The sequence below is a fragment of the Phenylobacterium sp. genome, assembly GCF_031181185.1.
Classification (GTDB): Bacteria; Pseudomonadota; Alphaproteobacteria; order Caulobacterales; family Caulobacteraceae; genus Phenylobacterium.
Genome location: NZ_JAPSKZ010000028.1, coordinates 1 through 24293 on the forward strand (window position 1 = coordinate 1; position 24293 = coordinate 24293).

29 protein-coding genes are annotated in these 24293 nt (G+C 70.0%); 9 read left to right on the forward strand and 20 right to left on the reverse strand.

What is annotated here, in order from left to right; translation table 11 throughout:
- Positions 1-396: phosphotransferase (locus tag RIF93_RS05285; protein ID WP_309089152.1), on the forward strand; the 396-nt coding region annotated here is incomplete at its 5' end.
- On the opposite strand, the gene lpxK is transcribed toward RIF93_RS05285, so the two are convergent.
- Genes lpxK through RIF93_RS05310 form a run of 5 tightly spaced genes read right to left on the reverse strand, consistent with a single transcriptional unit; the run spans position 393 to position 6111 of the window.
- Positions 393-1379, reverse strand: coding sequence for a tetraacyldisaccharide 4'-kinase (gene lpxK, locus RIF93_RS05290; protein ID WP_309089154.1), 987 nt, complete (start codon positions 1377-1379; stop codon positions 393-395). The genes RIF93_RS05285 and lpxK overlap by 4 nt on opposite strands.
- The gene (locus RIF93_RS05295; RefSeq protein ID WP_309089156.1) at positions 1376-2614 is read right to left on the reverse strand and encodes a 3-deoxy-D-manno-octulosonic acid transferase; all 1239 of its coding nucleotides are present in this window, start codon (positions 2612-2614) and stop codon (positions 1376-1378) included. Before RIF93_RS05295 ends, lpxK begins: the two co-directional genes overlap by 4 nt.
- Positions 2611-3603 (reverse strand): cation diffusion facilitator family transporter, encoded by a 993-nt coding sequence (locus tag RIF93_RS05300; protein ID WP_309089158.1) that lies wholly within the window; start codon positions 3601-3603, stop codon positions 2611-2613. Before RIF93_RS05300 ends, RIF93_RS05295 begins: the two co-directional genes overlap by 4 nt.
- 31 nt (positions 3604-3634) lie before the next feature.
- Positions 3635-4345 (reverse strand): lysophospholipid acyltransferase family protein, encoded by a 711-nt coding sequence (locus RIF93_RS05305; RefSeq protein WP_309089160.1) that lies wholly within the window; start codon positions 4343-4345, stop codon positions 3635-3637.
- Positions 4342-6111, reverse strand: coding sequence for an ATP-binding cassette domain-containing protein (locus tag RIF93_RS05310; RefSeq protein WP_309089162.1), 1770 nt, complete (start codon positions 6109-6111; stop codon positions 4342-4344). The genes RIF93_RS05305 and RIF93_RS05310 overlap by 4 nt, the downstream gene beginning before the upstream one ends.
- 88 nt (positions 6112-6199) lie before the next feature.
- Between RIF93_RS05310 and RIF93_RS05315 the strand changes: the two genes are divergently transcribed.
- On the forward strand, positions 6200-6883 hold the full coding sequence (locus RIF93_RS05315; RefSeq protein WP_309089164.1) for a beta-lactamase hydrolase domain-containing protein: 684 nt from the start codon (positions 6200-6202) through the stop codon (positions 6881-6883).
- 57 nt (positions 6884-6940) lie between these two features.
- A complete protein-coding gene (locus RIF93_RS05320) occupies positions 6941-7156 on the forward strand; it encodes a hypothetical protein (protein WP_309089166.1) in 216 nt (71 codons plus the stop codon).
- A 5-nt stretch (positions 7157-7161) separates the two neighbouring features.
- Here the strand turns inward: RIF93_RS05320 and RIF93_RS05325 are convergent, their stop codons facing one another.
- The 5 genes from RIF93_RS05325 to RIF93_RS05345 are packed head-to-tail and all read right to left on the reverse strand — an operon-like array spanning position 7162 to position 11566.
- Entirely contained in the window at positions 7162-7395 is a 234-nt protein-coding gene (locus RIF93_RS05325; protein ID WP_309089168.1) for a DUF4170 domain-containing protein, read from the reverse strand.
- A gap of 32 nt (positions 7396-7427) precedes the next feature.
- Entirely contained in the window at positions 7428-8210 is a 783-nt protein-coding gene (locus RIF93_RS05330; RefSeq protein WP_309089217.1) for a 3'(2'),5'-bisphosphate nucleotidase CysQ, read from the reverse strand.
- Between the two features lie 2 nt (positions 8211-8212).
- Complete coding sequence (locus RIF93_RS05335; RefSeq protein ID WP_309089170.1) at positions 8213-9544, reverse strand: TldD/PmbA family protein; 1332 nt, start codon at positions 9542-9544, stop codon at positions 8213-8215.
- A 38-nt stretch (positions 9545-9582) separates the two neighbouring features.
- A complete protein-coding gene (locus RIF93_RS05340; RefSeq protein WP_309089172.1) occupies positions 9583-9984 on the reverse strand; it encodes an MAPEG family protein in 402 nt (133 codons plus the stop codon).
- A 55-nt stretch (positions 9985-10039) separates the two neighbouring features.
- Positions 10040-11566 carry a UbiD family decarboxylase gene (locus tag RIF93_RS05345; protein ID WP_309089174.1) on the reverse strand — a complete coding sequence of 509 codons (1527 nt, stop codon included), beginning with the start codon at positions 11564-11566 and terminating at the stop codon, positions 10040-10042.
- A 45-nt stretch (positions 11567-11611) separates the two neighbouring features.
- Here RIF93_RS05345 and RIF93_RS05350 point away from each other — a divergent pair, with 45 nt between their 5' ends.
- Positions 11612-11833: a hypothetical protein gene (locus tag RIF93_RS05350; protein WP_309089176.1), complete on the forward strand. Its 222-nt coding sequence runs from the start codon at positions 11612-11614 to the stop codon at positions 11831-11833.
- On the opposite strand, the gene RIF93_RS05355 is transcribed toward RIF93_RS05350, so the two are convergent.
- The gene (locus RIF93_RS05355) at positions 11830-12180 is read right to left on the reverse strand and encodes an MmcQ/YjbR family DNA-binding protein (RefSeq protein ID WP_309089178.1); all 351 of its coding nucleotides are present in this window, start codon (positions 12178-12180) and stop codon (positions 11830-11832) included. The two genes, RIF93_RS05350 and RIF93_RS05355, sit on opposite strands and share 4 nt — an antisense overlap.
- A 98-nt stretch (positions 12181-12278) precedes the next feature.
- Here RIF93_RS05355 and RIF93_RS05360 point away from each other — a divergent pair, with 98 nt between their 5' ends.
- Positions 12279-12473, forward strand: coding sequence for a hypothetical protein (locus tag RIF93_RS05360; protein ID WP_309089180.1), 195 nt, complete (start codon positions 12279-12281; stop codon positions 12471-12473).
- 5 nt (positions 12474-12478) lie between these two features.
- Here the strand turns inward: RIF93_RS05360 and RIF93_RS05365 are convergent, their stop codons facing one another.
- Positions 12479-14254: a gamma-glutamyltransferase family protein gene (locus RIF93_RS05365; RefSeq protein ID WP_309089182.1), complete on the reverse strand. Its 1776-nt coding sequence runs from the start codon at positions 14252-14254 to the stop codon at positions 12479-12481.
- Positions 14255-14370: 116 nt separating this feature from the next.
- Here RIF93_RS05365 and RIF93_RS05370 point away from each other — a divergent pair, with 116 nt between their 5' ends.
- Both RIF93_RS05370 and RIF93_RS05375 read left to right on the forward strand, forming a co-directional pair.
- Positions 14371-15921, forward strand: a complete 1551-nt coding sequence (locus RIF93_RS05370) for a leucyl aminopeptidase (RefSeq protein ID WP_309089184.1) — start codon at positions 14371-14373, stop codon at positions 15919-15921.
- Between the two features lie 111 nt (positions 15922-16032).
- Positions 16033-18021, forward strand: coding sequence for a redoxin domain-containing protein (locus RIF93_RS05375; RefSeq protein ID WP_309089186.1), 1989 nt, complete (start codon positions 16033-16035; stop codon positions 18019-18021).
- A gap of 4 nt (positions 18022-18025) precedes the next feature.
- Here the strand turns inward: RIF93_RS05375 and RIF93_RS05380 are convergent, their stop codons facing one another.
- Together RIF93_RS05380 and RIF93_RS05385 are read right to left on the reverse strand one after the other, a co-directional pair.
- Positions 18026-18352, reverse strand: coding sequence for a trypsin-like peptidase domain-containing protein (locus RIF93_RS05380; RefSeq protein WP_375163838.1), 327 nt, complete (start codon positions 18350-18352; stop codon positions 18026-18028).
- Entirely contained in the window at positions 18337-18678 is a 342-nt protein-coding gene (locus tag RIF93_RS05385; RefSeq protein ID WP_309089190.1) for a VOC family protein, read from the reverse strand. The genes RIF93_RS05380 and RIF93_RS05385 overlap by 16 nt, the downstream gene beginning before the upstream one ends.
- A 139-nt stretch (positions 18679-18817) precedes the next feature.
- Between RIF93_RS05385 and RIF93_RS05390 the strand changes: the two genes are divergently transcribed.
- Both RIF93_RS05390 and RIF93_RS05395 read left to right on the forward strand, forming a co-directional pair.
- Positions 18818-19045 carry a hypothetical protein gene (locus tag RIF93_RS05390; protein WP_309089192.1) on the forward strand — a complete coding sequence of 76 codons (228 nt, stop codon included), beginning with the start codon at positions 18818-18820 and terminating at the stop codon, positions 19043-19045.
- A complete protein-coding gene (locus tag RIF93_RS05395) occupies positions 19038-19247 on the forward strand; it encodes a hypothetical protein (protein WP_309089194.1) in 210 nt (69 codons plus the stop codon). Before RIF93_RS05390 ends, RIF93_RS05395 begins: the two co-directional genes overlap by 8 nt.
- Here the strand turns inward: RIF93_RS05395 and RIF93_RS05400 are convergent.
- From RIF93_RS05400 to ubiA, 6 genes are all read right to left on the reverse strand, one after another.
- Positions 19244-19585: a hypothetical protein gene (locus RIF93_RS05400; protein WP_309089196.1), complete on the reverse strand. Its 342-nt coding sequence runs from the start codon at positions 19583-19585 to the stop codon at positions 19244-19246. The genes RIF93_RS05395 and RIF93_RS05400 overlap by 4 nt on opposite strands.
- 49 nt (positions 19586-19634) lie before the next feature.
- A complete protein-coding gene (locus RIF93_RS05405; RefSeq protein WP_309089198.1) occupies positions 19635-20984 on the reverse strand; it encodes a CAP domain-containing protein in 1350 nt (449 codons plus the stop codon).
- 72 nt (positions 20985-21056) lie between these two features.
- Positions 21057-21719: a methyltransferase gene (locus tag RIF93_RS05410; protein WP_309089200.1), complete on the reverse strand. Its 663-nt coding sequence runs from the start codon at positions 21717-21719 to the stop codon at positions 21057-21059.
- Positions 21716-22663 (reverse strand): fatty acid desaturase family protein, encoded by a 948-nt coding sequence (locus RIF93_RS05415; RefSeq protein ID WP_309089202.1) that lies wholly within the window; start codon positions 22661-22663, stop codon positions 21716-21718. The genes RIF93_RS05410 and RIF93_RS05415 overlap by 4 nt, the downstream gene beginning before the upstream one ends.
- Positions 22663-23292: a TetR/AcrR family transcriptional regulator C-terminal domain-containing protein gene (locus RIF93_RS05420; protein ID WP_309089204.1), complete on the reverse strand. Its 630-nt coding sequence runs from the start codon at positions 23290-23292 to the stop codon at positions 22663-22665. The genes RIF93_RS05415 and RIF93_RS05420 overlap by 1 nt, the downstream gene beginning before the upstream one ends.
- A 32-nt stretch (positions 23293-23324) precedes the next feature.
- Positions 23325-24251, reverse strand: coding sequence for a 4-hydroxybenzoate octaprenyltransferase (gene ubiA / locus RIF93_RS05425; protein WP_309089206.1), 927 nt, complete (start codon positions 24249-24251; stop codon positions 23325-23327).
- Positions 24252-24293: the final 42 nt, after the last annotated feature.

A 24293-nucleotide genomic window follows, 5' to 3' on the forward strand; every position in this document is an offset into this window, starting at 1 on the left:
CTGGACAACATGATCTTCCACCCCACCGAGCCGCGGGTCGCCGCGGTGCTCGACTGGGAACTGGCCACCCTGGGCGAGCCGCTGGCCGACTTCGCCTATCTGCTGATGAACTGGGTGAACGGCACGGTCTCGCAACTGCCCGACCTGAAAGCCCACGGCATCCCCACGATCGAAGAGGCGGTGGAGCTCTACTGTGAGCGCACGGGGCGATCGGGTCTGCCGGACCTGAACTGGTTCTTCGCCTACAACACCTTCCGTCTGGCCGGCATCATCCAGGGCATCCTGGGCCGCGTGCGGGACGGCACGGCCAACCACCCCGACGCGGCCAACATGGGCCCGCGCGTCCTAGCGCTGGCCCAGACCAGCTGGGCCTTCGCCCAGAAGGCGGGCGCCTAGATTCCGGCGAGCAGGCGGTCCAGCGCGGCCTCGTCCTCAAAGACCGCGCGGACCGGCCAGGAGGCGACCTTGGCGCGCCAGTCGGGCGGCAGGCGCGCCCAGTCCTTCTCGGTGGTGACCAGCGACGCCCTGAACTGTTCGGCGCGCTCGTCGAGGAGCTTCAGCGCCGCCGCGTCATAGGCGAAATGGTCCGGGAAAGGCGCGAAGTCGGCGAGGTCAGCGCCGGCGGCCTGGAGCGCCCGCTCGAACTTCCACGGCTTGCCGATGCCGGCGAAGCCCACCAGCGGTCCCGCCGGCGGCGGGCCTTCCGGCGCGAGGCGTGCGATCAGCACCGGCTTGGCCGACAGCGTCGCCAGAAGTTCCGGATCCGGCGCCTTCAGATCGGCGGGTAACAGCAGGACGCTGGCGTCGGCCCGGGCCAGGCCGGCCGCCAGCGGTTCGCGCATCGGCCCCGCCGGGAAGACCCGGCCGTCGCCGAAGGGCCACTCGCCGTTCCGCGTCTCGCCGTCCACGACAACCAGCGAGAGCGTCTTCTTCAGCGACGGGTTCTGGTGGCCGTCGTCCATGACGATCACCCGGGCGCCGGCCAAAGCGGCGGCCTTGGCGCCCGCGGGCCTGTCGCGAGAGACCCAGACCGGCAGGTCGCGGGCCAGCATCAAGGGCTCGTCACCCACGTCCGCAGCCGTGTGGCGCACGGGATCCACCTGCAGGGGCCCGGCCTCCCGGCCGCCGTAGCCGCGCGTCAGGACGTGGCCGCCGAGACGCCGGGCCAGTTCCCGGACGACGGGCGTCTTGCCGGCCCCACCCACGGTGAGGTTGCCGACGCAGATGAGCGGCGCGCCTGCATCGACAGGCGTGGCCCGCGCGATCTTGCGGGCCGTCACGCCGGCCCAGATCCACGATAGCGGCGTCAGCAGACCCCGCGTCATCGGCATGACCCGGCGGTCGCGGCTGTACCACCAGCGCGGCGTGGCGAGCTTCATGGCAGCAGCGGCTCCAAGGCGGCCAGGGCGCGGTCCAGTTGCTCGCCCTGACGCTCGGCGTAGGCGAGGGCCGCTCCGGCGAGACGCTGGCGCGACGCTGAATCCGCCAGCAGGCGCTCTACGGCCGGTCGCAGCTCGGTGGCGTCGCCCACCTGGATCGCCGCTCCCTCCGCCGTCATCTCAGCATAGAGGTCGGCCGCGTTGAACACGTGCGGACCGGTGAGGATCGCCGCGCCGGATCGGGCGGGCTCCAGCGGATTGTGACCGCCGATGCCGTCAACGAAGCTGCCGCCCATCACTGTGACGTCGGCCAGGCGGAAGAACAGGCCGAGCTCGCCCAGGGTGTCGGCCAGATAGATCCGAGTCTCCGGCGTCGGCAGCGCCTCGACGCTGCGGCGCGGCGCGCCAAATTCGCCGGCCAGGCCGGGGCCGCGCTGCGGATGCCGCGGGGCGAGGATCAGCAGGGCGTCGAGACCGGCCAAGGCGTCGACGATCAGCCGTTCCTCGCCTGGGTGGGTGCTGGCGGCGAGAACGACCCTGCGGCCCTGCAGGATACCCTGCAGCTGCCTCAGGTCCCGATGATCCGTCTCCAGCGGCTTGCCCAGCCGCTTGAGGTTCAGAGGCGCCCCCAGCTTGGCGCCAAGCCGCGCGAGGCGATCGGCGCTGGCGGCATCCTGCGCCATCACCAGGTCGAAGGCGGCGAGCAGCGTCCGCGCCGAAGCCGGGGCGCGGGTCCAGCCTCGGGCGCTGGCTTCGGTCATGCGCGCGGAGAGCAGCGCGAGCCGCACGCCTCGGCGCCGCGCCGTCGTGATCAGGTTCGGCCACAGCTCGCTTTCGACCAGCACCGCCAGGTCCGGCCGCCAGTGGTCGAGGAAGCGGCGAACGGCGCCGGGCGCATCCACCGGCGCGAACTGGTGGAGCACGCCCTGCGGCAGGCGCTTGGCGAGGACCTCGGACGAGGCGACGGTGCCCGAGGTGACGAGCAGCGCGACGTCGGGCCGGCGCGCCTTCAGCGCCTCGACCAGGGGCAGCAAGGACACGCTCTCGCCGACGCTCACGCCATGCAACCAGACGAGCGGCCCCGCGGGGCGCGGGCGGTCGGCGCGACCGAGGCGCTCGCCCAGGCGGCTGGGGTCCTCCTTGCCGTGGCGGGCGCGGGCCCGCAGCGCCAGCGGCGCGAAGGGCTCCAGGAGGCCCGTCGCTGCGCCGTAGAGGGCGAGCGGCAGCGGGGTCAAACCACCTCGACCGGGGCGAGCCGGCAGGCGTGGCTGGCGTCGGTCTCGACCTGCAAGGTGGCGTGGATGATGTTGAAACGCCGCTCCAGGCCTTCGCAGACGGTGTGAAGGAAGGCGTCGTTGTCGGCGTTCGCCGGCCGCAGGAGGTGGGCGGTCAGCGCCGTCTCGGTGGTGCTCATCGCCCAGATGTGCAGGTCGTGGACGCCCTCGACGCCCGGCTGGGCGGCCAGCCATCGGCGCACCTCGTCCACGTCGATGCCGCGTGGGGCGGCGTCCAGCGCAAGGTCGGCGGAGTCGCGCAGCAGCCCCCAGGTGCCGACGACGATCACCGCCGCGATGAGCATGCTGAGCGCCGGATCGATCCACAGAAGGCCGGTCTCCGCCATGGCGAAGGCGCCCACCACCACGGCGAGGGACACGGCCGCGTCCGCCGCCATGTGCAGGAAGGCGCCGCGGACGTTCAGGTCGGAGTGGCTGCCGCGCATGAAGAAGGCGGCGGTGATCCCGTTGATCACGACGCCCAGCCCCGCCACCAGCATGACGATCCCGGCCTCGACGCTGGCCGGCTCGCGCAGGCGGTGCGCGGCTTCAGAGACGATGGCGCCCACCGCCACGAGCAGCATGACGGCGTTGGCGAGTGAGGCGAGGATCGTGGCCTTACGCAGGCCGTAGGTGCGCCGCCCCGACGGCGCGCGCTTGGCCAGTACGGTCGCGCCCCAGGCCAGCAGCAGGGACAGCACATCCGAGAGATTGTGGCCGGCGTCGGCCAGCAGGGCGAGTGAACCCGTCCAGAGGCCCGCGGCCACCTCGGCCACCACGAAGGCGACGTTCAGCGCGATGCCCAGCGCGAAGGCCCGGCCCATATCGGCGGGCGCGTGATGGTGGTGGTGGTGACCGAAACCATGACCGTGCCCATGGCCTTGGCCGTGATGGTGGTCATGGTCGTGATCGTGATGATCGTGGCCGTGGTGCGAGTGGGCGTGCGCCATGGGGCCTATGTCCCGCGAACCGCGCGCTGGATCAATCCGTCGGGCGAGCCACCAGCGCCTCGGCGCGTCGCGTCGCCGCCGACAAGCGGGCCGACCAGTCGGCGATCAGCGCGGCGATCTCGGCCTCGCCCGCGTCGGCCGGCACGTGCAGCGGGCCCTCCCAGACGACCGCGCCGCGGCCGAACGGGGCGGCGAACATCACCTTGTCCCAGGTGTCCTCAACCCGCCATGCCGGATCGGCGGCGATGCCCATCAGGAAGACCGGCTGCCCCGAACGGCGCGCGATCTGCAGGGCGCCGGGCTGGATCAGTTCGTTGGGACCGCGCGGACCATCCGGCGTGACCACCAGGGCGCCGCCGCCGGCCACCCACGTCGTCGCCTCCCGGATCGCCGCCACGGCCGCGCGCGCCTTGGCCGCATCGCCCTTTTTCGCCGACGAGACCCGGATGGCCGGGAAGCCGGACATCGACAGGGCGCGGGCGATGAACTCGCCGTCCGCCGAGGGCGAGACGAGGCAGCGGGTGCGCTTGCGCCACCACTGCGGGGCCGTGGCCAGGCACAGCGGGATGCGGCCGTGCCAGAAGAGGGCGATGGCGCCTGTGGACTCGTCCGCCAGCACTGGCTCGACGCAATCGACGTTCTCGTGCCGCCAGCGGACCGTGCGCAGGATCACGCGCAGATAAGTCCCGAGCAGCCACCCTAAGACGGCCTGAACGCCGTCGCTCCGCAGAAGCTTCTTCAAGCCGGCTCCGCCTCGAGGTGCTGGCTTTTGGCGAGGCGGGCGTAGAGGCCGCGCTTCTTCACCAGGCTCGTGTGATCGCCGGTCTCGACGATGCGCCCCCTGTCGACGACGTAGATCCGGTCCGCGCCGCGCACGGTGGAGAGCCGGTGGGCGATGAGCATGGTCGTGCGCCCGGCCATCAGCCGCTTCAGGGCCTCCTGGACCTGGGCCTCGCTCTCGGTGTCCAGCGCGCTGGTGGCCTCGTCCAGCAGCAGGATGGGCGCGTCCTTCAGGAAGGCGCGGGCGATCGCGATCCGCTGACGCTGACCGCCCGACAGCCGCGCGCCGGCCTCGCCGACGGTGGTGTCGTAGCCTTCCGGCAGCGCCAGGATGAAGTCGTGGGCGGCCGCGGCCTTGGCGGCGGCTTCGATCTGGGCCTGCGATGCGCCGGGCCGGGCGTAGGCGATGTTCGCCCGGATGGTGTCGTCGAAGAGGAACGGCTCCTGGGTGACGAGCGCGATCTGGTCGCGCAGCGACGCCAGGGTGACGTCGCGCACGTCATGCGCGTCGATGGCCACCCGGCCTTCGGTGGGGTCGTAGAACCGGGGGATCAGGTTCAGGATCGTGGTCTTGCCGCCGCCCGAGGGTCCGACGAGGGCGACCGTCTCGCCGCGGCGGGCCTCCAGCGTCACGCCGGACAGCGCCGGCGGGCCCTCGCCGCCATAGCGGAAGCCGACGTTCTCGAAGCGAATGGTGGCCTCGCCGCGCGGCAGCGGCCGGGCGCCGGGCTTCTCGCGGACCTCGGGCTGGACGTCCAGGGCGGCGAACAGGCGCCGCGCCGCCGACATGCCCTCGGCGAACACAGTCTGCAGATTGGCGAGCTGCCGCAGGGACTGCGAGGCCACCCCGAGGGCCGCGATGAAGGCGACGAAGGCGCCCACCGTCATGCCGCCTTGCTGCGAGCGCCAGCCGGCGTAGGCGATCACCCCGGCGGTGATCAAGGTCATCAACAGTTCGGTGGCCGGGGCGGCGCGCGCCCGAGCGTTGGCGCCCTTGGTGAGGTGCTTCTGGCGGCGGCGGACCACCTCGGCGACCCGATCCTCCTCATAGGCCTCGCGGTTCTCGAGCTTCACCACCCGGACGCCGTCCAGGCTCTCCATGATGGCGGTCGAGAGCGCTGAGGTCTCGACCATGGCGCCCTTGGCGGCCTTGGTCGTCCGCTTGGCGAAGCGGCGCATGATCCAGGTGGCGGCCGGCAGCGCCACGATCAGCAGGATCGAGAGGTTTCGGTCGTTGGAGACCATCACCGTGATCGCGCCGATCACGATCAGCAGGTGCTGGGTGTAGTTGATCACGCCGGCCGTGGCGGCCTCGCGGATCAGGCCCGCGTCGTACAGCACCGAGGAGACGTAGCCGCCCGAATGACCGCTGCGGAGGTGGGCGAGGTCGGCCCGGACCAGCTTCCCGAACAGCTGCACCTGGATGTCGCCGACCACGGCGTTGCCCATACGGTTCACCAGGGTCGCCTGGACGACCTGGGCCAGGGCGCGCGCCACGGCATAGGCGGCGATGGTCAGGGGCAGGGCCAGCAGCGTGCCGGGCTTGTGGTTGACCATCAGGTCGTTCGTGGCAGGTTCCAGGATCTGGACCAGCTTGGTCGTGAACCAGGCGGCCGCGATCCCAGCGAGGAGCGCGCCCAGCCAGGCAGGCCAGCGCGGCGCGAGATAGGCCTTGGCCACCCGCGCGATCAGGTCGCGGCCAGATAGCTCGGGCGGGCTTTCGCTCATGGGCCTGGGGTCGGACGTTGGGGCGCCGAAGTCAAGCGCGGCGCTGCGCCCGCTTCCTCTGCGCCGCGTCAGGCCCTACTTAGCCGCCATGAGCGAACAGCAGGTGCAGAACGCCTTCGACCTCTCCACGCCCGCCGGGCGGGTGAAGACGTACCTGGACTACCTCTGGAAGGACCACGCCTACCTGCGGCTGGGCTTTTCGAACGCGCACTGGATCTCCGAGGAGCTGGTGCGCACCAATCAGCCGTGGCCGCACCAGCTGGCCCTCTGGAAGGCCCGCGGCATCAAGACGGTGATCAACCTGCGGGGCGGTTTCGACGCCAGCTTCCACGCCCTGGAGAAGGACGCCTGCCAGCGGCTGGGCCTGACGATGGTCGATTTCACCATCACCTCGCGCGAGGTGCCCAGCGTCCAGCGCGTGCTGGGGGCCAAGCGCCTGTTCGAGACCATCGAGTATCCGGCCCTGATGCATTGCAAGTCCGGCGCGGATCGGGCGGGCATCATGAGCGTGCTCTACATGCACTTCCGGAAGGGCAAGACCATCCGAGAGGCCATGGACCAGCTGCACTTGCGCTACCTGCACGTGAAGCAGGGCAAGACCGGCGTGCTGGACTATACCTTCGAGCGATACCTCGAGGAGGGCGAACCCGCCGGCATGAGCTTCGTCGAGTGGGTGCAGAGCCCGATGTACGACCCGGCGGGCATGAAGGCGAAGTTCAGGAGCCAGATGCTTGGCTCGCTGATCACCGAGCGGCTGCTGAGGCGCGAATAGCCGCCTAAGTTACCTTTATGACAGACGCCTCACCCGAGGCGTGCAAGGATGCACGCCATGGAGGAAGTTCTGACCGTTCTCGCCACCGAAGAGTACTGCACCTTGCTGTGCGTCAGGGCTGACGGTGTTGCGCCGGTGGTCGACCTCGCTCCTTGGACGGACATGGCCAACCTCCGGCGGCGCGCCCAGCGCCTGCTCGCCGAGCACGCCAGCTGCGAAGCCGTCGAACTCTGGCGTGACGGCGCGATGATCGAGCGGGTCGTCCGGGCCTAAGGGCCTCAGTCGCCAGCGCCCGGCGACAGCAGCTTGTGGGCGTGGATCACGAAATAGCGCATGTGTGCGTTGTCGACCGTTTCCTGCGCCTTGGCGCGCCAGGCTCGAACGGCCTCGTCGTACGACGGATAGGCGCCCACGAGGTCGACCTTGCTGAGGTCGCGGAACTCAGGCGGGCCGTTGAGGGACTTGAGCTCGCCGCCGATGACGAGGTGAAGGAGCTGCTTGCTGTCAGGCATGGTGTTCGGAAACGCTTTCGAGAGCGGAAGGGTCAGTTTCCGCTGCCGATATGCCGGACCCGGTCCAGGATCAATGGGGCGAGGGCCGGCGTCGTGCAGACCAGGCTGTCCTGCACCGGCTTAGGCCGGTTGTAGCGGAACGTCTCGCCCCGGTGGTCGCCGACGAAAGCGCCGGCTTCGGTGGCGATGAGGTCGGCGGCAGCGAGATCCCAGTCGTGCTTCGCGACGGGCGCGACCGCGGCGTCGAACACACCCGCGGCGACCAGGCACATGCGATAGGCGGTGGAGTTGCGCTGCTCCACGCGCATCTCGGGCCACGGGATCGGCCAGCTGGGATGGCCGAACAGCTTGGGATCGCCGGCCATGCGGCAGGCCTCCAGCCGGTCCACGCCGCCGACGCGGATCGGCGCGCCGTCGAGGGTCGCGCCGCCGCCAGCGCGGGCGGCGTAAGTCTCGGAGAGCTCGGGCGCGAAGACGACGCCCGCCACCGGACGCTCGCCGTCCACCACGGCGATGGACACCGCCCACCACGGCCGATCGTTCAGGAAGGCCCGCGTGCCGTCGATGGGATCGACGACGAAAATCCGCCGATGGGCCAGCCGCGCGGCATCGTCCGCCGTCTCTTCCGACAACCAGCCGTAGTCGGGGCGGGCCCCGCGCAGGCGCTCCTTCAGCAGCCGGTCGGCGGCGAGGTCGGCGTTGGTGACGGGCGAATTGCCCGGCTTGTACTCGATCTCCAGCCCCTCACGGCGCAGTCGTCCCGCCAGTTCCCCGGCCTCATGGGCGGCGTCGAGCAGGAGCTGCAGGTCGTCCAGGATCAACGCCCCGCGATGGCTAGGCCGTCGATCAGCAGCGACGGGGCGTTGGAGGCGCCACGGATCTCCAGGTCGGAGCCGGGAACAAGGCGCGCATAGATGTCGATCAGATTGCCGGCCACGGTGATCTCGTTGACCGGATAGGCGATCTCGCCGCCCTCGAACCAGAAACCCGAGCAGCCCACCGACCAGTCGCCGGTGTTGCCGTTCAGCGACGGTCCGAACATCGAAGTGACCAGCAGGCCCGCGCCGGCGTCGCGCATCAGCCCGGCAAGGTCCGTATCTCCGGGCTGCAGGGTAAGGTTGGTGGGCGACACCCCGGGCGGACCGGCCAAGCCGCGCGAGGCGTGGCCGGTGGTGGTCAGGCCGAGCTGACGCGCCGACGAGGAGTTCAGGAGCCAGGTGGTCAGCACGCCGGCTTCGATCAGGTCGCGGCGCTGGTTGCGGACGCCCTCGTCATCGAAGGGCGAGGAGCCCAGGCCGCGGGGCCGGTGCGGGTCATCGGTGATGAAGACACTCGGCGCAAACACCGGCTGGCCCAGCTTGTCCTTCAGGAACGAGGTGCCGCGGGCGATCGCGGGACCCGAGATCGCGCCGATCAGCGGGCTCATCAGCGAGGCGGCGAGGCGGTTTTCAAAGATCACCGGGGCGGTGGTCGAGGCGATCTTGCGCGCGCCCAGCCGGGCCGCGGCACGGCGGCCGGCCTCGGCGCCCAGGATTTCCGGGGCCGGCAGGTCGGCCTGCCAGCGGGCGGAACGGCCGTCGTAGCCGGTCTCCATGCCGTTCTCGTCGCCCGCGATGGCCGAGGCGCCGATCGAGAAGCCCGAGGCGCGGTGCACGCCCACGAAGCCGGCGCTGGTCACCAGCGTCCAGCGCGACGACGACCACGAGCCGCTCGCTCCGTCGGAATTGGTCACCCTCGGCTGGGCGCGGGCCGCGGCCTCGGCGACCCGGGCGCGTTCCTCCAAGGCTTCGGGCGTGGGCTCGCTCGGATCGTAGAGATCGAGGTCCGGACGCTCGCCGTTCGCGAGCGCCTCGCGTTCGGCGAGGCCGGCGTAAGGATCCTCCGGCGCGAGCTTCGCCATGGCCACGGCGCGCTCGACCAGCTTGGCCCGCGCCTCGGCCGAAATGTCCGAGCCGGAGACCGTCGCCTGCCGCCGGCCGACGAACACCCGCAGGCCCAGATCGCGGGATTCTTCGCGCTCCACTTCCTCGAGGTCGCCGCCGCGCACGTTGACGGAAAGGCTGCGCCGCTCGGCGCCCACGGCCTCGGCGGCGTCGGCCCCCGCCTTCAGCGCGGCGGCCACGACGTCGTTCAGCAGGTTTTCGTCCATGCCCGGCATATGGCCGAGCGGGCGGTCGCCTACAAGCTCTAGGGCACGGCGTAGAAGATCAGCGCCGCGGCGATGGCGATGTAGGCGATCCAGGTGGCGAGCGCGCCGATGGCGCGAGGCAGGGTGGCCTCGCCGCTGCGCGACAGGCTGACCGCGTGCAGGACGCGGCCGGCGAACAGCACGACGCCCGCGACGTGGACGAACAGCGGCGGGGCGGACACCAGGGCGAGGATCGCCAAGCCGATCAGGGCCGAGGGGACGTACTCCGTCGCATTCCCGAACGCGCGGATCGCCTGGGCCAGGGCGGGAACGCCGCCGTCGCCCAGTGAGACGCGATGCTTCCGCCGCTGCCGGGTCACCAGCACCGAGAGCACCAGCAGCAGGAAGAGGTGCAGGCCGGCCCACAGGGCCGCCGCGTGCGCCGATGCGGTCACGTCCATAGCTTGTCCTCCCCAGCCCGGCAGTTGTCGCCCGTTCGAGCGGCGGCGCAAGCGGTCAGTCGACGGGCCGCCCGTCGCCCGGCAGGCCGAGCCTCGCCCACTTCTCGGTGACGGTCTCGATCACCGCCTGGTCCATGAACAGCTTCTCGCCCCACTCTCGCTTAGTCTCGGGCGCCCACTTGTTGGTGGCGTCGAGGCCGATCTTGGAGCCCAGTCCGCTCTCGGGACTGGCAAAGTCCAGGTAGTCGATGGGGGTATTCTCGACGAGGGTGATGTCGCGGGCCGGGTCCATGCGGGTGGAGACCGCCCACATCACGTCCTTCCAGTCGCGGGCGTCGATGTCATCATCCACGACGATCACCCACTTCGTGTACATGAACTGCCGAAGGTAGCTCCAGACGCCCATCATCACGCGCTTGGCGTGGCCGGGATAAGCCTTCTTCATCGACACCACGGCGATGCGGTAGCTGCAGCCCTCGGGCGGCAGCCAGAAGTCGACGATCTCCGGGAACTGCTGGCGGATCAGCGGGATGAAGACCTCGTTCAGCGCCTCGCCCAGGACGCTGGGCTCGTCCGGCGGCCGGCCGGTGAAGGTCGTCAGATAGATCGGGTCCTTGCGCATGGTGACCGCGGTCACCTCGAATACGGGGAAGCGCTCGACCGAGTTGTAGTAGCCGGTGTGGTCGCCGTAGGGCCCCTCGTCGGCGTACTCGTCCAGGTGGACGTGGCCCTCGAGCACGATCTCGGCGTGGGCCGGCACCATCAGGGGCACGGTCTTGGCCGGCACGAGGTCGACCTTGGCCCCGCGCAGCAGCCCGGCGAACTGGTATTCCGACAGCGTGTCGGGCACCGGCGTGACGGCGGCGAGGATGGTCCCCGGATCGGCGCCGATCACGGCGCAGGCGGGCAGGGGCTCGCGCTTGCCCGCGCCCTTCCAGCGGCGGTGGTGCTGGGCGCCGCCGCGGTGCGCCAGCCAGCGCATGATCGTCCGGTTCTTCCCCAGCACCTGCATGCGGTAGATGCCGAGGTTGTAGTCGTCCTCTCGATCGTCCGACGGGCCCTTGGTGACCACCAGCGGCCAGGTGATCAGCGGCGCGGGCTCGCCCGGCCAGCAGGTCTGGATCGGCAGGTTCGCCAGATCGACCTGGTCGCCCTTCAGCACCACCTCCTGGACCGGCCCCGACTTTCGCACCTGCGGCCGCATGCCCATGACGGTCCTGGCCAGAGGCAGCATGTCCCAGGCGTCCTTCAGGCCCCGGGGCGGCTCCGGCTGGCGCAGGAAGGCCAGCAGCTCGCCCACCTCCCGCAGCTCGCCGGCGGTGGTGCGCTCACGCCCTTCCAGCGTCACGCCCATGGCGACCCGCTTCACGGTCCCGAATAGGTTGACCAGGCACGGCATCGAAGAGCGCTCGCCGTCGGCCCGGATGACGTTCTCGAACAGCACCGCCGGGCCGCCGGTCGCCAGGAGGCGCCGCTGGATCTCGGTCATCTCAAGAACGGAGGACACCGGCTCGGTGACGCGGACCAGCTCGCCCGCGGCCTTAAGCTTGTCCAGGAACTCGCGCAGCGATCGGTAAGCCATGGCGCGGGTTTACCCGCCGGCCTCCGGCGGGTCTAGAATGGGGCCATGAAGCGTCTGGACCTCGACGACCTCCCGCCGAAGGTGGCCGCCTTGCTGGGGGGCCTGGAGCCCGGCGAGGAGCTGGTGCTGGTTCAGCACGGCGCGGTGGTCGGCCGCCTCACCGCCGATGTCGCCCTCGCGCCGTCCGCCGATCCGCACATACCGCCCGAGCAGCACGCCCGCGAGGTGTTCGAGAACTTCCGCTCGGCGATCGAGGACGAGTTCTAGGCGCCTGCCTGAGCCTTCTCCCATGCCTTGAGGGCCGTCTTCTTGGCGATCTTGCGGAAGCGGCGTTCCAGGAAGTTGCGGAATGAGCCAGGGTGCAGGGTCTCCATCCGCGCCAGAACGCTGGGGTAGTCCCTGTAGTGGGGCGTGATGTGGAAGGTGCCGGGCTCGGCCTCCATCAGCATCTCTCGCTCATCGAAGGATACGTCCATGAGCACCAGGCTGGCGTCGTCCCGGCGCAGCCGTGTGAAGAACTTGCCGTCCACGAGATAGGCGGGCTTGCCGTAGCTGGTCCCCTTCGTGGCGCCCGGGAAGGCGAGCACGATCGCCTCCATCTCGTCGTGGGTCATGGTCTCGCTAACCTCGAGTTTTCCCTAAGTATTTTTCCCAGGTGGCGGGCGGTCAGGCGGGGGCGCACATCCGTCGGCCAGATCACACGGACCCGACCATGTACCACCTGCGCGTCCTCCACCAGGGCTCGTCCCTGCCGACCGAGGTCCTGACCCTGGAGCGCCCCGGCGACGTGCTGACGTCGGTCCCGGAACTCCTCGCGCGCCACGCCGATTGCGAGCGGGTGGAGGTCCTGGCCGGCCCCACCTTCCTGTTCGCCGTCGACTGCAAGGGCCAGCGGCTGGAGCGGTAGGCGCCTCAGTAAGCCAGCGCGACGCCATCCTTGCGCATCTCCGTGGCGGCGGCGTAGCGGCCGGGCCAGCGCTCGATGGCCTGGTAGCCGCCGTAACCGCCATTGTCAGGCTTCAACGTCCAGCCGAGGGCGGCCAGCGCCTTCTGCGTGGCGTCCGGCACGCCCGTCTCCAAGTTCAGCACGCCGGCGCCCTGCTGGGGCTCGCCCGTGGGCTCGGACGAGCCGCCGTGGTGCCAGCGGGGGCTGTCGCCCGCCTCCTGCACCCCCAGGCCGAAGTCCACCATGTTGGAGATGATCTGCACCTGCCCCTGCGGCTGCATGTCTCCGCCCATCACCCCGAACGACAGCCACGGCTGGCCGTTGCGGGTGGCGAAACCGGGAATGATGGTCTGGAACGGCCGCTTGCCGGGCGCATAGATGTTCGGGTGCCCGTCCTGAGTGGCGAACAGCTCGCCGCGATCCTGGAACATGAAGCCCAGGCCGTCCGGCGCAAGGCCCGAGCCCATGCCGCGATAGTTGGACTGGATGATCGAAACCATCATTCCGTCGCGGTCGGCAGTGGTGAAGTAGGTGGTGTCGCCGCGGCTCGGCGCCTGCCCCGGATACACCGGCGTCAGGATCCGGTCGGGGCGGATCAGCCTGGCGCGTTCGCGGGCGTAGTCCTTTGAGATCAGCCACTCGACCGGCGACTTGTAGAAGTCCTGATCGGCGTAGAAGCGGGCGCGGTCTTCGTAAGCCAGCCGCTTGGCCTCGACGGCGTGGTGGATCGCCGCCGCCGACTGGAAGCCGAAGGCGCGGTAGTCGAACGTCTCCATGATGTTCAGCATCTGGAGAGTGGCGAGCCCCTGGGTGTTGTCGCCCAAGGCGTGCACGTCGACGCCGCGGTAGTTGGTGGAATGGACCTTCGTCCAGACAGCGCGGTGCGCGGCGAGGTCGGCCTTGGTCATCCAGCCGCCGATCCGCTTGAAGTAGCGCTCGATGGTCTCCGCGATCTCCCCTTCGTAGAAGGCGCGCCCGCCGCCTTGGGCGATCAGACGGTAGGTGCGCGCGAGCGCCGGGTTCTTGAAGATCTCGCCCTCGGCCGGCGTGCGGCCTCCAGGCGCCCAGACCTTCAGGAAGTTGTCGACCTCCTCGATCTTCGACTTCGGGTCGGTGAATCGGCGGTAGCTGCCCGCAAGATAGAAGGCGACGTTCTGGGTGACCGGATGGCCTTCCTCCGCGTAGTGGATCGCATCTTCGAAGAGTTCGCCCCACTTCAGCTTGCCGTAGCGCTCGTGCAGCGCGCGCCAGGCGTCGACTGTCCCGGGCACGCTGACGGTCACGGCGCCCCAGGACGGCAGCAGCCCCGTGGCGTCGGCGCGGCTACGGACCGTCTCCAGCGACAGCCCGCGCGGCGAGCGGCCCGAGCTGTTCAGACCCATCACCTGCCTGGCCTTGGGGTCCCACAGCAGCACATAGCAGTCGCCGCCGATGCCGCAGGCGATGGGCTCCATTAGCCCCAGGCAGGCGTTGGCGGCCACGGCGGCGTCGGCCGCCGAGCCGCCCTTCTTCAGCACGCTGATCGCCGCCTGGGTGGCGAGCGGATGGGCCGTGGCGGCGGCGCCGTTTACGCCCCAGGCGGCCGAGCGTGAGGCGAAGTTGGCGCCGGCCACGCGGTCGCCCGCGCGCACGTCCGGCCGCTTCCGGTTCGGATTGTCCCCGCTGACGATCTGCGACTGGGCCAGGGCCTGACCAGCCCAGGCAGAGGCGGCCACGGTGGCGAGGAAGGTGCGGCGACGCATGCGGGCAACTCCGGGATTCGGGACGGTTGAAGTCTTAGCCGCCTGTGCTCCCGCGGCCTAGCCAGCCGGCGCTCGCCTGCTAAACAAGCGTCACCTTGCCTCCAACGGAGCGTTCCATGCGTCTCGCCGCCGCCGTGTTGACCCTCGCCCTGGCCGCCTCGGCCGCCGAAGCCCGGCCGATCCGCTTCGCCGCCCAGGCGCCGCAGGACGGCGGCCTGGTCCTGCCGCTCGCCTCGGAGGGCGATCTCGCCACGCGCGGCGCGGTCCTCGATCCGGCGGTGCGCGCCGCCGTGGCCCGCGCGCTCGCCTCCGCCAAGTTCGAGTACAAGGCGGGCTCCAGCCTGAGCCTCCGCGGGCTTGGCGGCTATGACGAGATCCTGGTGCTGGGCGCCAAGCCCGCGGAGGGGAACGCGCTCACGGCGGTGGACCTCCAGAACCTGGGTGGCCAGGCTGCGCGCGCCACCGCCAAGGCCGAGCGGCCCACCGCCTTCGTCGCGGCCGGGCTGGGCGATCCCGCCCAGGCCGCCGTCGGCGCCGCCCTGGGCGCCTACCGCTTCTCGGCGGACTACCGCACGAAGAAGCCAGCCGACCGGGCCGAGCCCCAGCCGCTGGTCGTGATTACGCCCGACGCCGCCGCGGCCCAAGCGGCGTTCGAGCGCCAGGGCCGCGCCCTGGCCGAGGCGGTCGCCTTCACGCGCGACCTGATCACCGAGCCGGCTAACGTCATCTATCCAGAGAGCTTCGTCGAGCGCACGCGTGCGGCCTTCAAGGGCGTGCCGGGCGTCACCATCGAGGCGCTCGACGTCCCCGTCATGCAGAAGATGGGGATGAACGCCATCCTCAGCGTCGGCATGGGCTCGCCGCGGCCGCCGCGCCTGCTGCTCGTGACGTACAAGGGCCCGGGTGCGCCCGAGCGTCCGGTGGCGCTGACCGGCAAGGGCATCACCTTCGATTCCGGCGGCACCTCGCTGAAGCCCGGATCGGGCATGTGGAAGATGAAGAACGACATGTCCGGCGCGGCGGCTGCGATAGGCGCGGTCCTGTCGCTCGCCAAGTCAGGGGCTCCCGTCCATGTGGTGGGCGTCGCCGCCCTGGCCGAGAACATGCCCGACGGCGGCGCCGCCCGGCCGGGCGACGTGATCCGCGCCTACAACGGCAAGAGCATCGAGCGACTGAACACCGACGCCGAAGGCCGCATCGTGCTCTCGGACGCCACTGCCTATGTCGACAGCCGGTTCAAGCCTGCGGCGATCGTCAACCTGGCGACGCTGACCGGCGCGGTGGGCACGGCCCTGGGCGACGACTATGCCGGCCTCTTCAGCCGTCACGACGGCCTGGCCCAGCAGATCGAGGCGGCGTCGAAGGCCACGGGCGAGCCGGTGTGGCGCTTGCCGCTGCACCCCAGCTACGCCAAGGACCTGGAAAGCCCGATCGCGGACATCCGCGACATCGCCGAAGGCGGCGGGGCGGCCGGCGCGGGCATCGGCGCGCACTTCATCGGCTTCTTCGCGGAGCCGGAGACGCCGTGGGCGCACCTGGATATCGCCTCGGTGGCTTGGATCGACCGCGACCAGCCGACCGCGCCAAAGGGCGCCCAAGGCTACGGCGTGCGGTTGCTGGATACCTTCGTCCGCAATTTCGACGGCGGACAAGCGGCCAGGAAATAGCGGCCGGTGTTCGCTGACGGCGGCGTCATCTTTCGCGTCGCCTGACATAATTGCGCAATGCGGCTCGGACTATCTCGTTCGGATAACAAGAAATTCGGACGGGAGGCTGGAATGGGTGTCGCGCATCGGGCCGGCGTATGGTCTGCGCTCATGGCGCTGGTCGTGGCCGTCGCAGCCTTGCTGGCCGGACCGGCGCGGGCGGCCCAGACGGTCGACAACTTCCGCTTGGCCGACCAGAACCTGATCGCCCGCGAGCTCTACCGGCTTGCCGACGCCAAGGCGGTGGTGCTGGTCGCCTACGCCTCGGGCGACGCCCAGGTGCGCAAGGACGCCCCCGCCTATGCGGCGCTGGCCAAGGACTACGCCGGCAAGGGCGTCGAGGTCATGGCGGTCGCCTCTCGGCTCGGCGAGAAGCGCGACGCCGTGAAGAAGGAGGCCGCCGCGCTCGGCCTCTCCATGCCCATCCTGTTCGACTACCAGCAGCTGGTCGGCGAACAGCTGGGCGTCACCCGCGCCGCCGAGGTGTTCGTGGTGGACCCCAAGAGCTGGCAGGTGGTGTACCGCGGACCGGTCGCCGGCGCGCGGACGTCCCTGGACGCCCTCGTCGCCGGTCGCGCCGTGACGTTCGCCCAGGCCGCGGCCAAGGGCGGCGCCATCGCCTTCCCCGAACGCGCGCGGGCCAAGAGCTTCGAGAAGATCAGCTACGCCCATGAGGTGGCGCCGATCATCAAGGCCAAATGCGCCACCTGCCACCAGCCCGGCGGCATCGGCCCGATGCCGCTGAACACCTATGAGCAGATCAAGGGCTTCTCGCCGATGATCCGCGAGGTGATCCGCACCGGCCGGATGCCGCCCTACATGGCCGACCAGACCGTCGGGCACTTCAAGGACGACGACCGGCTCAGCCCGGACCAGATCAAGACCCTGGTCCACTGGATCGAGGCCGGCGCGCCTCGCGGCGAGGGCGAGGACCCGCTCGCCAAGATCGACTTCAAGGCCGCCGACTGGCCGCTGGGCAAGCCCGACATCATCGTCGAGATCCCGCCGTTCAAGATTCCGGCGCAGGGCGTGCTGGACTACCAGCGTCCGGTGGTGCCCAGCGTCATGACCGAAGGCCGCTGGATGAAGGCGACGACCTTCCGTGTCACCGACCGGCAGGCGGTGCACCACATCCTGACCGGCGTCGTGGATGGGACCTTCAAGACCGGAGATACCGCGACCGAGACCCAGTGGGGCGCTTCGCTGGGCGGCTACGGTCCGGGCCGCGGCTCGAACATCAATCCCGACGACCACGGCGTCTGGGTGCCGCCGTCGGGTGGCGTGGCCTTCCAGAACCACTACACGCCCTACGGCCGCGAGACGGTCGAGAAGACCCAGATGGGGATGTACTTCTATCCGAAGGGCCAGGAGCCGAAATACGTGCTCCGCACCAAGGGGATCTTCGACTTCTCGATCGTCATCCCGGCGAACACCGAGGAGCACCACGAGCACGCCTATATCCAGTTCCCGAAGGAGGCGATCATCTACGGCCTGACGCCGCACGCCCACCATCGCGGCGCGTCCGCCAGCGTGTCGGTGATCTATCCGGACGGCCGCGAGCAGATGCTGCTGGCGCTGCCCAGGTACGACTTCAACTGGCAGTACGAGTACTTCCTGGCCGAGCCGCTGCGCATCCCCGCCGGCACGAAGGTCGTGACCCGCTACACCTACGACAATTCCAAGCGGAACCCGGCGAACCCCGATCCGAACAAGGTGGTCACCTGGGGCGAGCAGTCGTGGGAGGAGATGCTGGCGACCTACCTGCACTATCGGTGGGTCGACGAGACCGTGCAGGACCAGAAGCCAGACTATGACAAGCAGCTGCAGGCGACGCTCTTCATGGGCGCTATGGACGACAACTTCGACGGCAAGCTGCAGAAGGCCGAACTCAAGGGGCAGACCGGCGACATGATGGCCAAGTTCTTCGGCATGATCGACAAGAACGCCGACGCGGCCCTCGATCCGGACGAGCTGCGCGAGGCCCAGAAGCTGATGCCGCGCCGGCGCCAGCAGTCGCAGACCTCGGCCGCCGCCGAGCCGCCGAAGACGCCGGGGAGCTGAGGCCTCAGCTCGCCGGTTTCAGCGCCAGGGCGTCCAGTGCGGCGCTGATGGGGATGAAGAGGTTCAGCCCCGTCGGCGCGTCGCCGATCCGGTAGCGGGAGACCGCCACGCCCAGCACCGCGCCGTTCTCATCCAGGCGCGGCCCGCCGCTGTTGCCCGGATTGATGGACACGTCGCTCTGGATGAACGTCTGGCCCTCGTAGGTGCGGTTGGACGAGACGATCTCCTTTGTCGCCATGCCTGGAACTTCGCATCCAGCGGCATCGAGCCCTCCCCTCGAAGTGGCGAGTATGGATCGCAGCCGTTGCCGGAGGCCTATTCCTCGCTCCACACCGCCAGCTCGTTGCCGGCCGGATCCTGGAAGTGGAACCGGCGACCTCCTGGGAAGCTGAAGATCGGCGCCACGATCACGCCGCCGGCAGCCTTGACCTTCGCCTCCATGGCCTCAAGATCATGGGCGTAAAGCACCACCAGCGGCGGTTTCCGCGGCGCGGCGCCCTCGGTGTAGAACCCTCCATCCAGGCCCTCGCTGAAGGCCTGGTAGTCGGGGCCATAGTCCTGGAAGCTCCAGCCGAAGGCCTGGCCGTAAAAGGCCTTGGTGGCCGCCATGTCGCCGCCAGGCAGCTCCACGTAGTCGATCTTGCCGTCCTCGCGCATCGGTCCGCTCCTCGAGAGTTCTCTTTATGTTCTAATGCGGGATCTCACAGCCGACAAGAGCGGTAGCGCTGTTCTCCTAGGTGAATGCGGCGGAGCGCGGAGGAGCGCATAGTGCGTATCCACAAGGAAGCGAATTTCCGTGCGTATCGACGATGTTCTGCTGACGATCCGGCCCTTGGCCGGCGGATGGATGATGGATTGCAACGCTGGCGTCGAGCCGCTGGTGTTCGGAACGGGCGCCAAGGCCGAGGCGCACGCGCACCTGCTGGCGCGGAAGCTGGCGTATGGGGGCGCCGACGCCCGGGTGCAGGTCCATGACCGGCGCGAGCGGTTGGTGGGGACGACGCGGTACTTCGCCGATGAGTGATTACAGAGTCCGGGTGCGAGGACCTGGCGGCATCTGGGGCGGGAACGTCGGCCTCGATTGCGAAACCGACGCTCAGGCCATCAGCCTCGCATCGTCTATCGACAGCCCGTTCGGACATGATGTTTGCGACGGGGAGCGCTTCCTCTGCGCGTTCGAGGCGAACTGGGGCGTAGGTTTCCCCGGCGCCGCCGAGGAGGGCTAGAGCGCCGCCAGCAGCAGCAGGGCGACGGCGGCCGCGGCCGTGACCCCGGCGATCGCCGGGAGGGCGTAACTGGTGCGGGCGCCGCGGGCGTTCGGCTGGAGTTCGGGCGTCGAGGCGTTGGGGGTCGGGCTGTCAGGGCGGCCCGAACGCTCCTGGGCTCGCGTCGCCGCGATGAGGTGCGGGTCCGGCGAGACGCCGCCCGCCTCATCGTCCACCCCCAGCGGCGTGGCCCCGGGGTCGAACCCCGCGAGCTTATCGCCCGTCCTTCCGGAATCGATATCGTTCTTCAGTTGGGCCGTAGTGGCGCCGGGTCGCGTCGAGACTGGGTCCTGGTTCATGGAGCTAGAACCCTGCGGATGTGGTGGTGGGTCCGCGCCACCTCATTTGTCAGCCCACCGTCAGCCAGTCCCCGGTGAGGCTCGCCATCGACACGCCGATCAGCTCGATGCGGCCGCCGCCCGTCATGTTGATCACCACGTCGCCGCCCACTTGACCGAAGGAATAGGTGGTCCCCGCCACCAGGTTCACGCGGTCACCCTCGCCACGGTTGAAGTCTAGGATCCGGTCGAGCCCGGCTTCGCCGAAGCTGTGGAAGGTGTCCGCGCCCGCGCCTCCAGCGATCGTGTCGTCGCCACGGTCGCCGGCCATGTAGTCGGCGCCGAAGCCGCCGGCGATCAGGTCATGGCCCTGGCCGCCGCGCACCACGTCATTGCCGGCGCCGCCGTCGGCGGTGTCCTGGCCGAGGTTGCCGAGAACGACGTCGTCGCCGTCCTCCCCGAAGAGGCTGTCCTGACCCTGGCCGCCCACCACCCAGTCGCCCGCGGCCCCGCCGAACACGGCGTCGTCGCCGAGGTTGCCATGCAGGTCGTCGAAGGCGCTGCCGCCCAGCAGGCGGTCGTTGCCGTCCTCGCCGCGTAGGAAGTTCTGGCCGGCTGTGCCTGTGAGCGTGTCGTCGCCCGCCCCGCCATAGAGCGGCGTGCCCGTGAGACTGTCGTTCCCGGGGGTAGCGCCGCCGCCGGCCGCTGCGGGATCGACCAAGTCCACCTTCACATTGGCCGAGCCCACCGTAACCGTCCGGGTGACGCTGGCGAAGCCGCCGCCGGAGAAGGTGACGTTGTAGGTCCCGGGCGCGACGGCGAGCTCGTAACCGCCGGCCTCGCCGTAGGTCGTCGTGGATGCGGTCGCGCCGCTCGCCGTGTTGACGACGGTGACGGTGAGCCCGCCCAAGCCCTCGCCCACGTCATAGAAGACGTCGCCGTCCAGATCGTCGAAGGCCACGCCGGTGATGAAGAACGCCGTGCCGGTCCTGGCGAAGTTCTGGGTGACGAAGGCGCCGGTGTAGCCCTGATAGGCGCCGACTTCGACGCCGATGCCCAGTTCGCGGAAGGCGCCGTTGAGGATGTTGGCGCGATGTCCCGGCGAGTTCATCAGGGCGACGTGGAGGTCGTAGACGTCGTCCTGGATGCCCGGTGCGCCTCGCAGGCTCTGCCAGGCGATGTTCTCACCCGTCGTCCACGATCCCGTGAGCTGATAGCCCGCGGCCTGGATGCGTTGGGTGGGCGTGGAGCCGTTGGCGCCTTCGTGGCTAAACTGGTCCACGGCGATCATCCACTGGCTGTGCAGCTCGGCGGATTCGTTGAGGTCGAAATCGAAGGCGAGGGGCTGGACGCCTTGCACCGCGCGCGCGGCGTTCACCAGCTCCATCATGTACTGTTCGTAGGCGGTCGGGGCGGGCATTCTGAACCTTCGGAAGTTGCAGCCTCCCGAGGGTTCAACGCAGAAGCGGCGAAAGAGGGGCCAGGCCGACCTTCAAGACAGGGCCCAGACCGCCGTCTTCTTGACCTCCATGTCCTCGAGCTCGCGCGTGGTCGGCACCTGATACTCCGCCAGCTTCACCAGGCCTTCGCGCGGGAAGTAGCTGCGCCCCGGATCACCGATCAGCACCGTCGCGCCCGCTGCGCGCGCCTCGCCCAGCCAGGCCATGACCCGGGCGGCCAGCGGCTTCTCGTAACAGATGTCGCCCGCCAGAATGACCTGCGCCCAGGCGGGTGGCGACGCCTCCAGCAGATCCTCGCCGGTGAACTCGGCCGTCACCCCGTTCGCCTCGGCGTTCAGCGCCAGGGCCGCGCCGCAGAATGGATCGATGTCGGCTGCGAGCACGCGGCCGGCGCCGGCCACTCGCGCCGCAATGGCGACGATGCCCGAGCCGGAGGCGAAGTCGATCACGGCCCGGCCGGCGACGGTTTCCGGATGGTCCAGCACATAGCGCGACAGCGCCTGGCCGCCCGCCCAGGCGAAGGCCCAGAACGGCGGCGGCAGACCGATCTCGGCCAAGGCCTCCTCGGTCATCCGCCAGATGGGGGTGATCTCGTCGGCCAGATGCAGCGTGAGCTCGGGCGTGTGCGGCGGGCTCTGCCGGCGGGTGTTCTCGAGGATGAAGGCGCGGCGGCCTTCCAGGGTCTGGGCGATCACGCCGCCACGGCTACGCGCTCGGGCTTGCCGGACGCAAGCTTCAGCACGTGAACATAGCCCGGCGCGCTGAGCATCCGTTCCGTCACGCCCTTGCGCTGCAGATGGTGGCGCACCTTCGGCAGGTTGTAGCAGGGCACATGCATGAACATGTGATGCTCGCAGTGGTAGTTCACCCAATAGGGCGCGAGCAGCGCGCGCTCGAGCCAATTGGCGCGGGTGGTGCGGGCATGGCGCAGCGGGTCGGGCTCGTCCTTGGCCACCAGGGCGTGCTCGGCGATGTTGCGCAGGCGGGTGACCATCGGCAGCCAGGTGGCCTGCGGCAGCAGCCAGAGCACCGGCCACACCCACCACGCGCCCAGCGGCGCTGTGAGGGCGACGGTGATCAGCATGCCGAGGAAGAACCGCTTCCGACGGACGACCGCGTCCTTGAGGATCGGCCAGAGCGGCTCGTCCGGCCTGCGGTTGCGGATGCGGTCGACCAACCCTGACCACTTCAGCTTGTAGTAGGTCTGGCCGGTCAGATCGCGGACGATCTTGCGGCGCAGCGACGTGCGGGTGATCGGGAAGGGCGCCGACAGCACAAGGTCCGGATCCTCGGCCTGCTGGGCGTACTTGTGGTGCCCTAGGTGGTAGGGCCGGTAGGCCATCAGATCGCCGGTGGTCAGGTGGTTGCCCACCCAGTCGTTGACCTTGAGGTTCGGGTGCAGGGCGCCGTGCGCGGCGTCGTGCATCAGGATGGCGAGGCCCAGTTGGCGCGCCCCGATGATCATCACGGCCAAGGGGATGGTGATCGGCCAGACCACCGCCATCAGTGCGGCGGCGAGGATCACCGCCCAGGCGTGCGCCACCAGAGCGGGCCCCTTCCAGGAGGACCGGCGCGACAGCGGCGCCCACTCCTCGGGCGTGAAGTAGTCCTTCGGTCTGACGCGGGCGGCGGCGGCCATCAGGCGGCTCCCGGCTGGGATGGATCAGGGTGGGGCTTGTGATGCAGGAGAGCGACCATCTCCTCGATGGCCTCTTCGACGGTGGCTTCGGTGGCGCCTTCGCGCAAGGCGACGCCCAAGGCCAGGGTCCAGAACCGGCGGGCGACGGTGGCCGCGTCCTCGCCCATGTCCCAGCCGCGGCACCTGCGCACCTCGCCATAGGCCCGGTCGCCCTCGGCGTGCAGGCGCTCGAATGTGCGCTCGATCAGAGGCGCAAGGTCCTGTCGCCGACGGGTCAGCGACAGCGCCTCGACGAACAGCGCCAGACCCGGCGAGCCGATGACCGTCTCGACGAGCCGGCGGTTGTAGTCGTGGCCGTTGCGGGCGCCTGCCGCGGCGGCCTCGGCCTGGCGGGCGACATAGAGCACCTCCCGGCAGGCGGCCTCGACGAACAGGGCCTCCTTGGTGCGAAAGTAGTACGTCACCTGGCTGGGGTATGCGCCGGCCGCTTCGGCGATCTCGGCCACCGCCACGCCGCCTGCGCCCTTGGCCTTGAACAGCTCGACGGCGGCGTCCAGCAGCCGCGAGCGCATCCGCTTCCCCGGCTCGCGCAGGGGGCGCACCTCGGCGAGGGAGCGCACGTCGGCCATGCGCGTATTTGTACGTCATACAAGAACGAGAGTCAAAGCCCGCCGAACGCGCCCGCGGCGATGGCGACGAAGAGGATCAGCCCGGCCCAGCAGTTGGACTTGAACAGGAACAGCGCCTGCGCCGGCTGGTTGGTCCGTACGCGGCGGACCTGGATGACCAAGTGCACGGCGTAGAGGGCGAACAGGGCGACGAAGAACATCGAGAGGCCTGCGGTCAGGCCAGCGGCGAGGGCGAGGGCGAGGCTCGCGGCGTAGAACACCAAAACTCCTCGCTGCACGTTCGGCCCCAGCCGCCGCGTCGAGGACTTCACGCCGACCAGGGCGTCGTCCTCCAGGTCCTGGATCGCGTAGATGGTGTCGTAGCCGAGGGTCCAGAACACGCCGCCGAGGTAGAGCAGGGCGGCCGGCGCCGAGAGCTCGCCAGCCGCCGCGGCGAAGCCCATCAGCGCGCCCCAGTTGAAGGTAAGGCCCAGCCACGCCTGCGGCCACCAAGTGATGCGCTTCATGAACGGATAGGCGGCGACGAGAGCGAGCGAGCCCACGCCCAGGCCGATCGCCAGCGGGCCCAGGGTCAGCAGGATTAGGAACGACACCAGGCTGCAGCCGATCAGGAACGCCCAGGCCTGTCTCACCGAGATCTGGCCGGCGGGGATCGGTCGCCCCGCCGTCCGGGCGACCTTGGCGTCGATGTCCCGGTCGACGATGTCGTTGTAGGCGCACCCGGCGGCGCGCATCAGCGCCGCACCCAGGAAGAACTTGGCCAGCAGCAGGGCGTCGGGCCAACGGCCGGCCATGGCGCAGGCCAGCGCAATCCCTTGCCAGCCCGGCAGCATCAGCAGCCAGATCCCCGCCGGACGGTCGAACCGCCCAAGCTTCAGCCACGGCCGCAGCGCCGGCGGCGCATGGCGGTCCACCCAGTTGGCGGGCGCGGCGTCGGGAAGGGGCGCGGACGCGGTCATGCAGACCCGGTTGACACGCGCTTGATGGAGTAGTCAATTAGC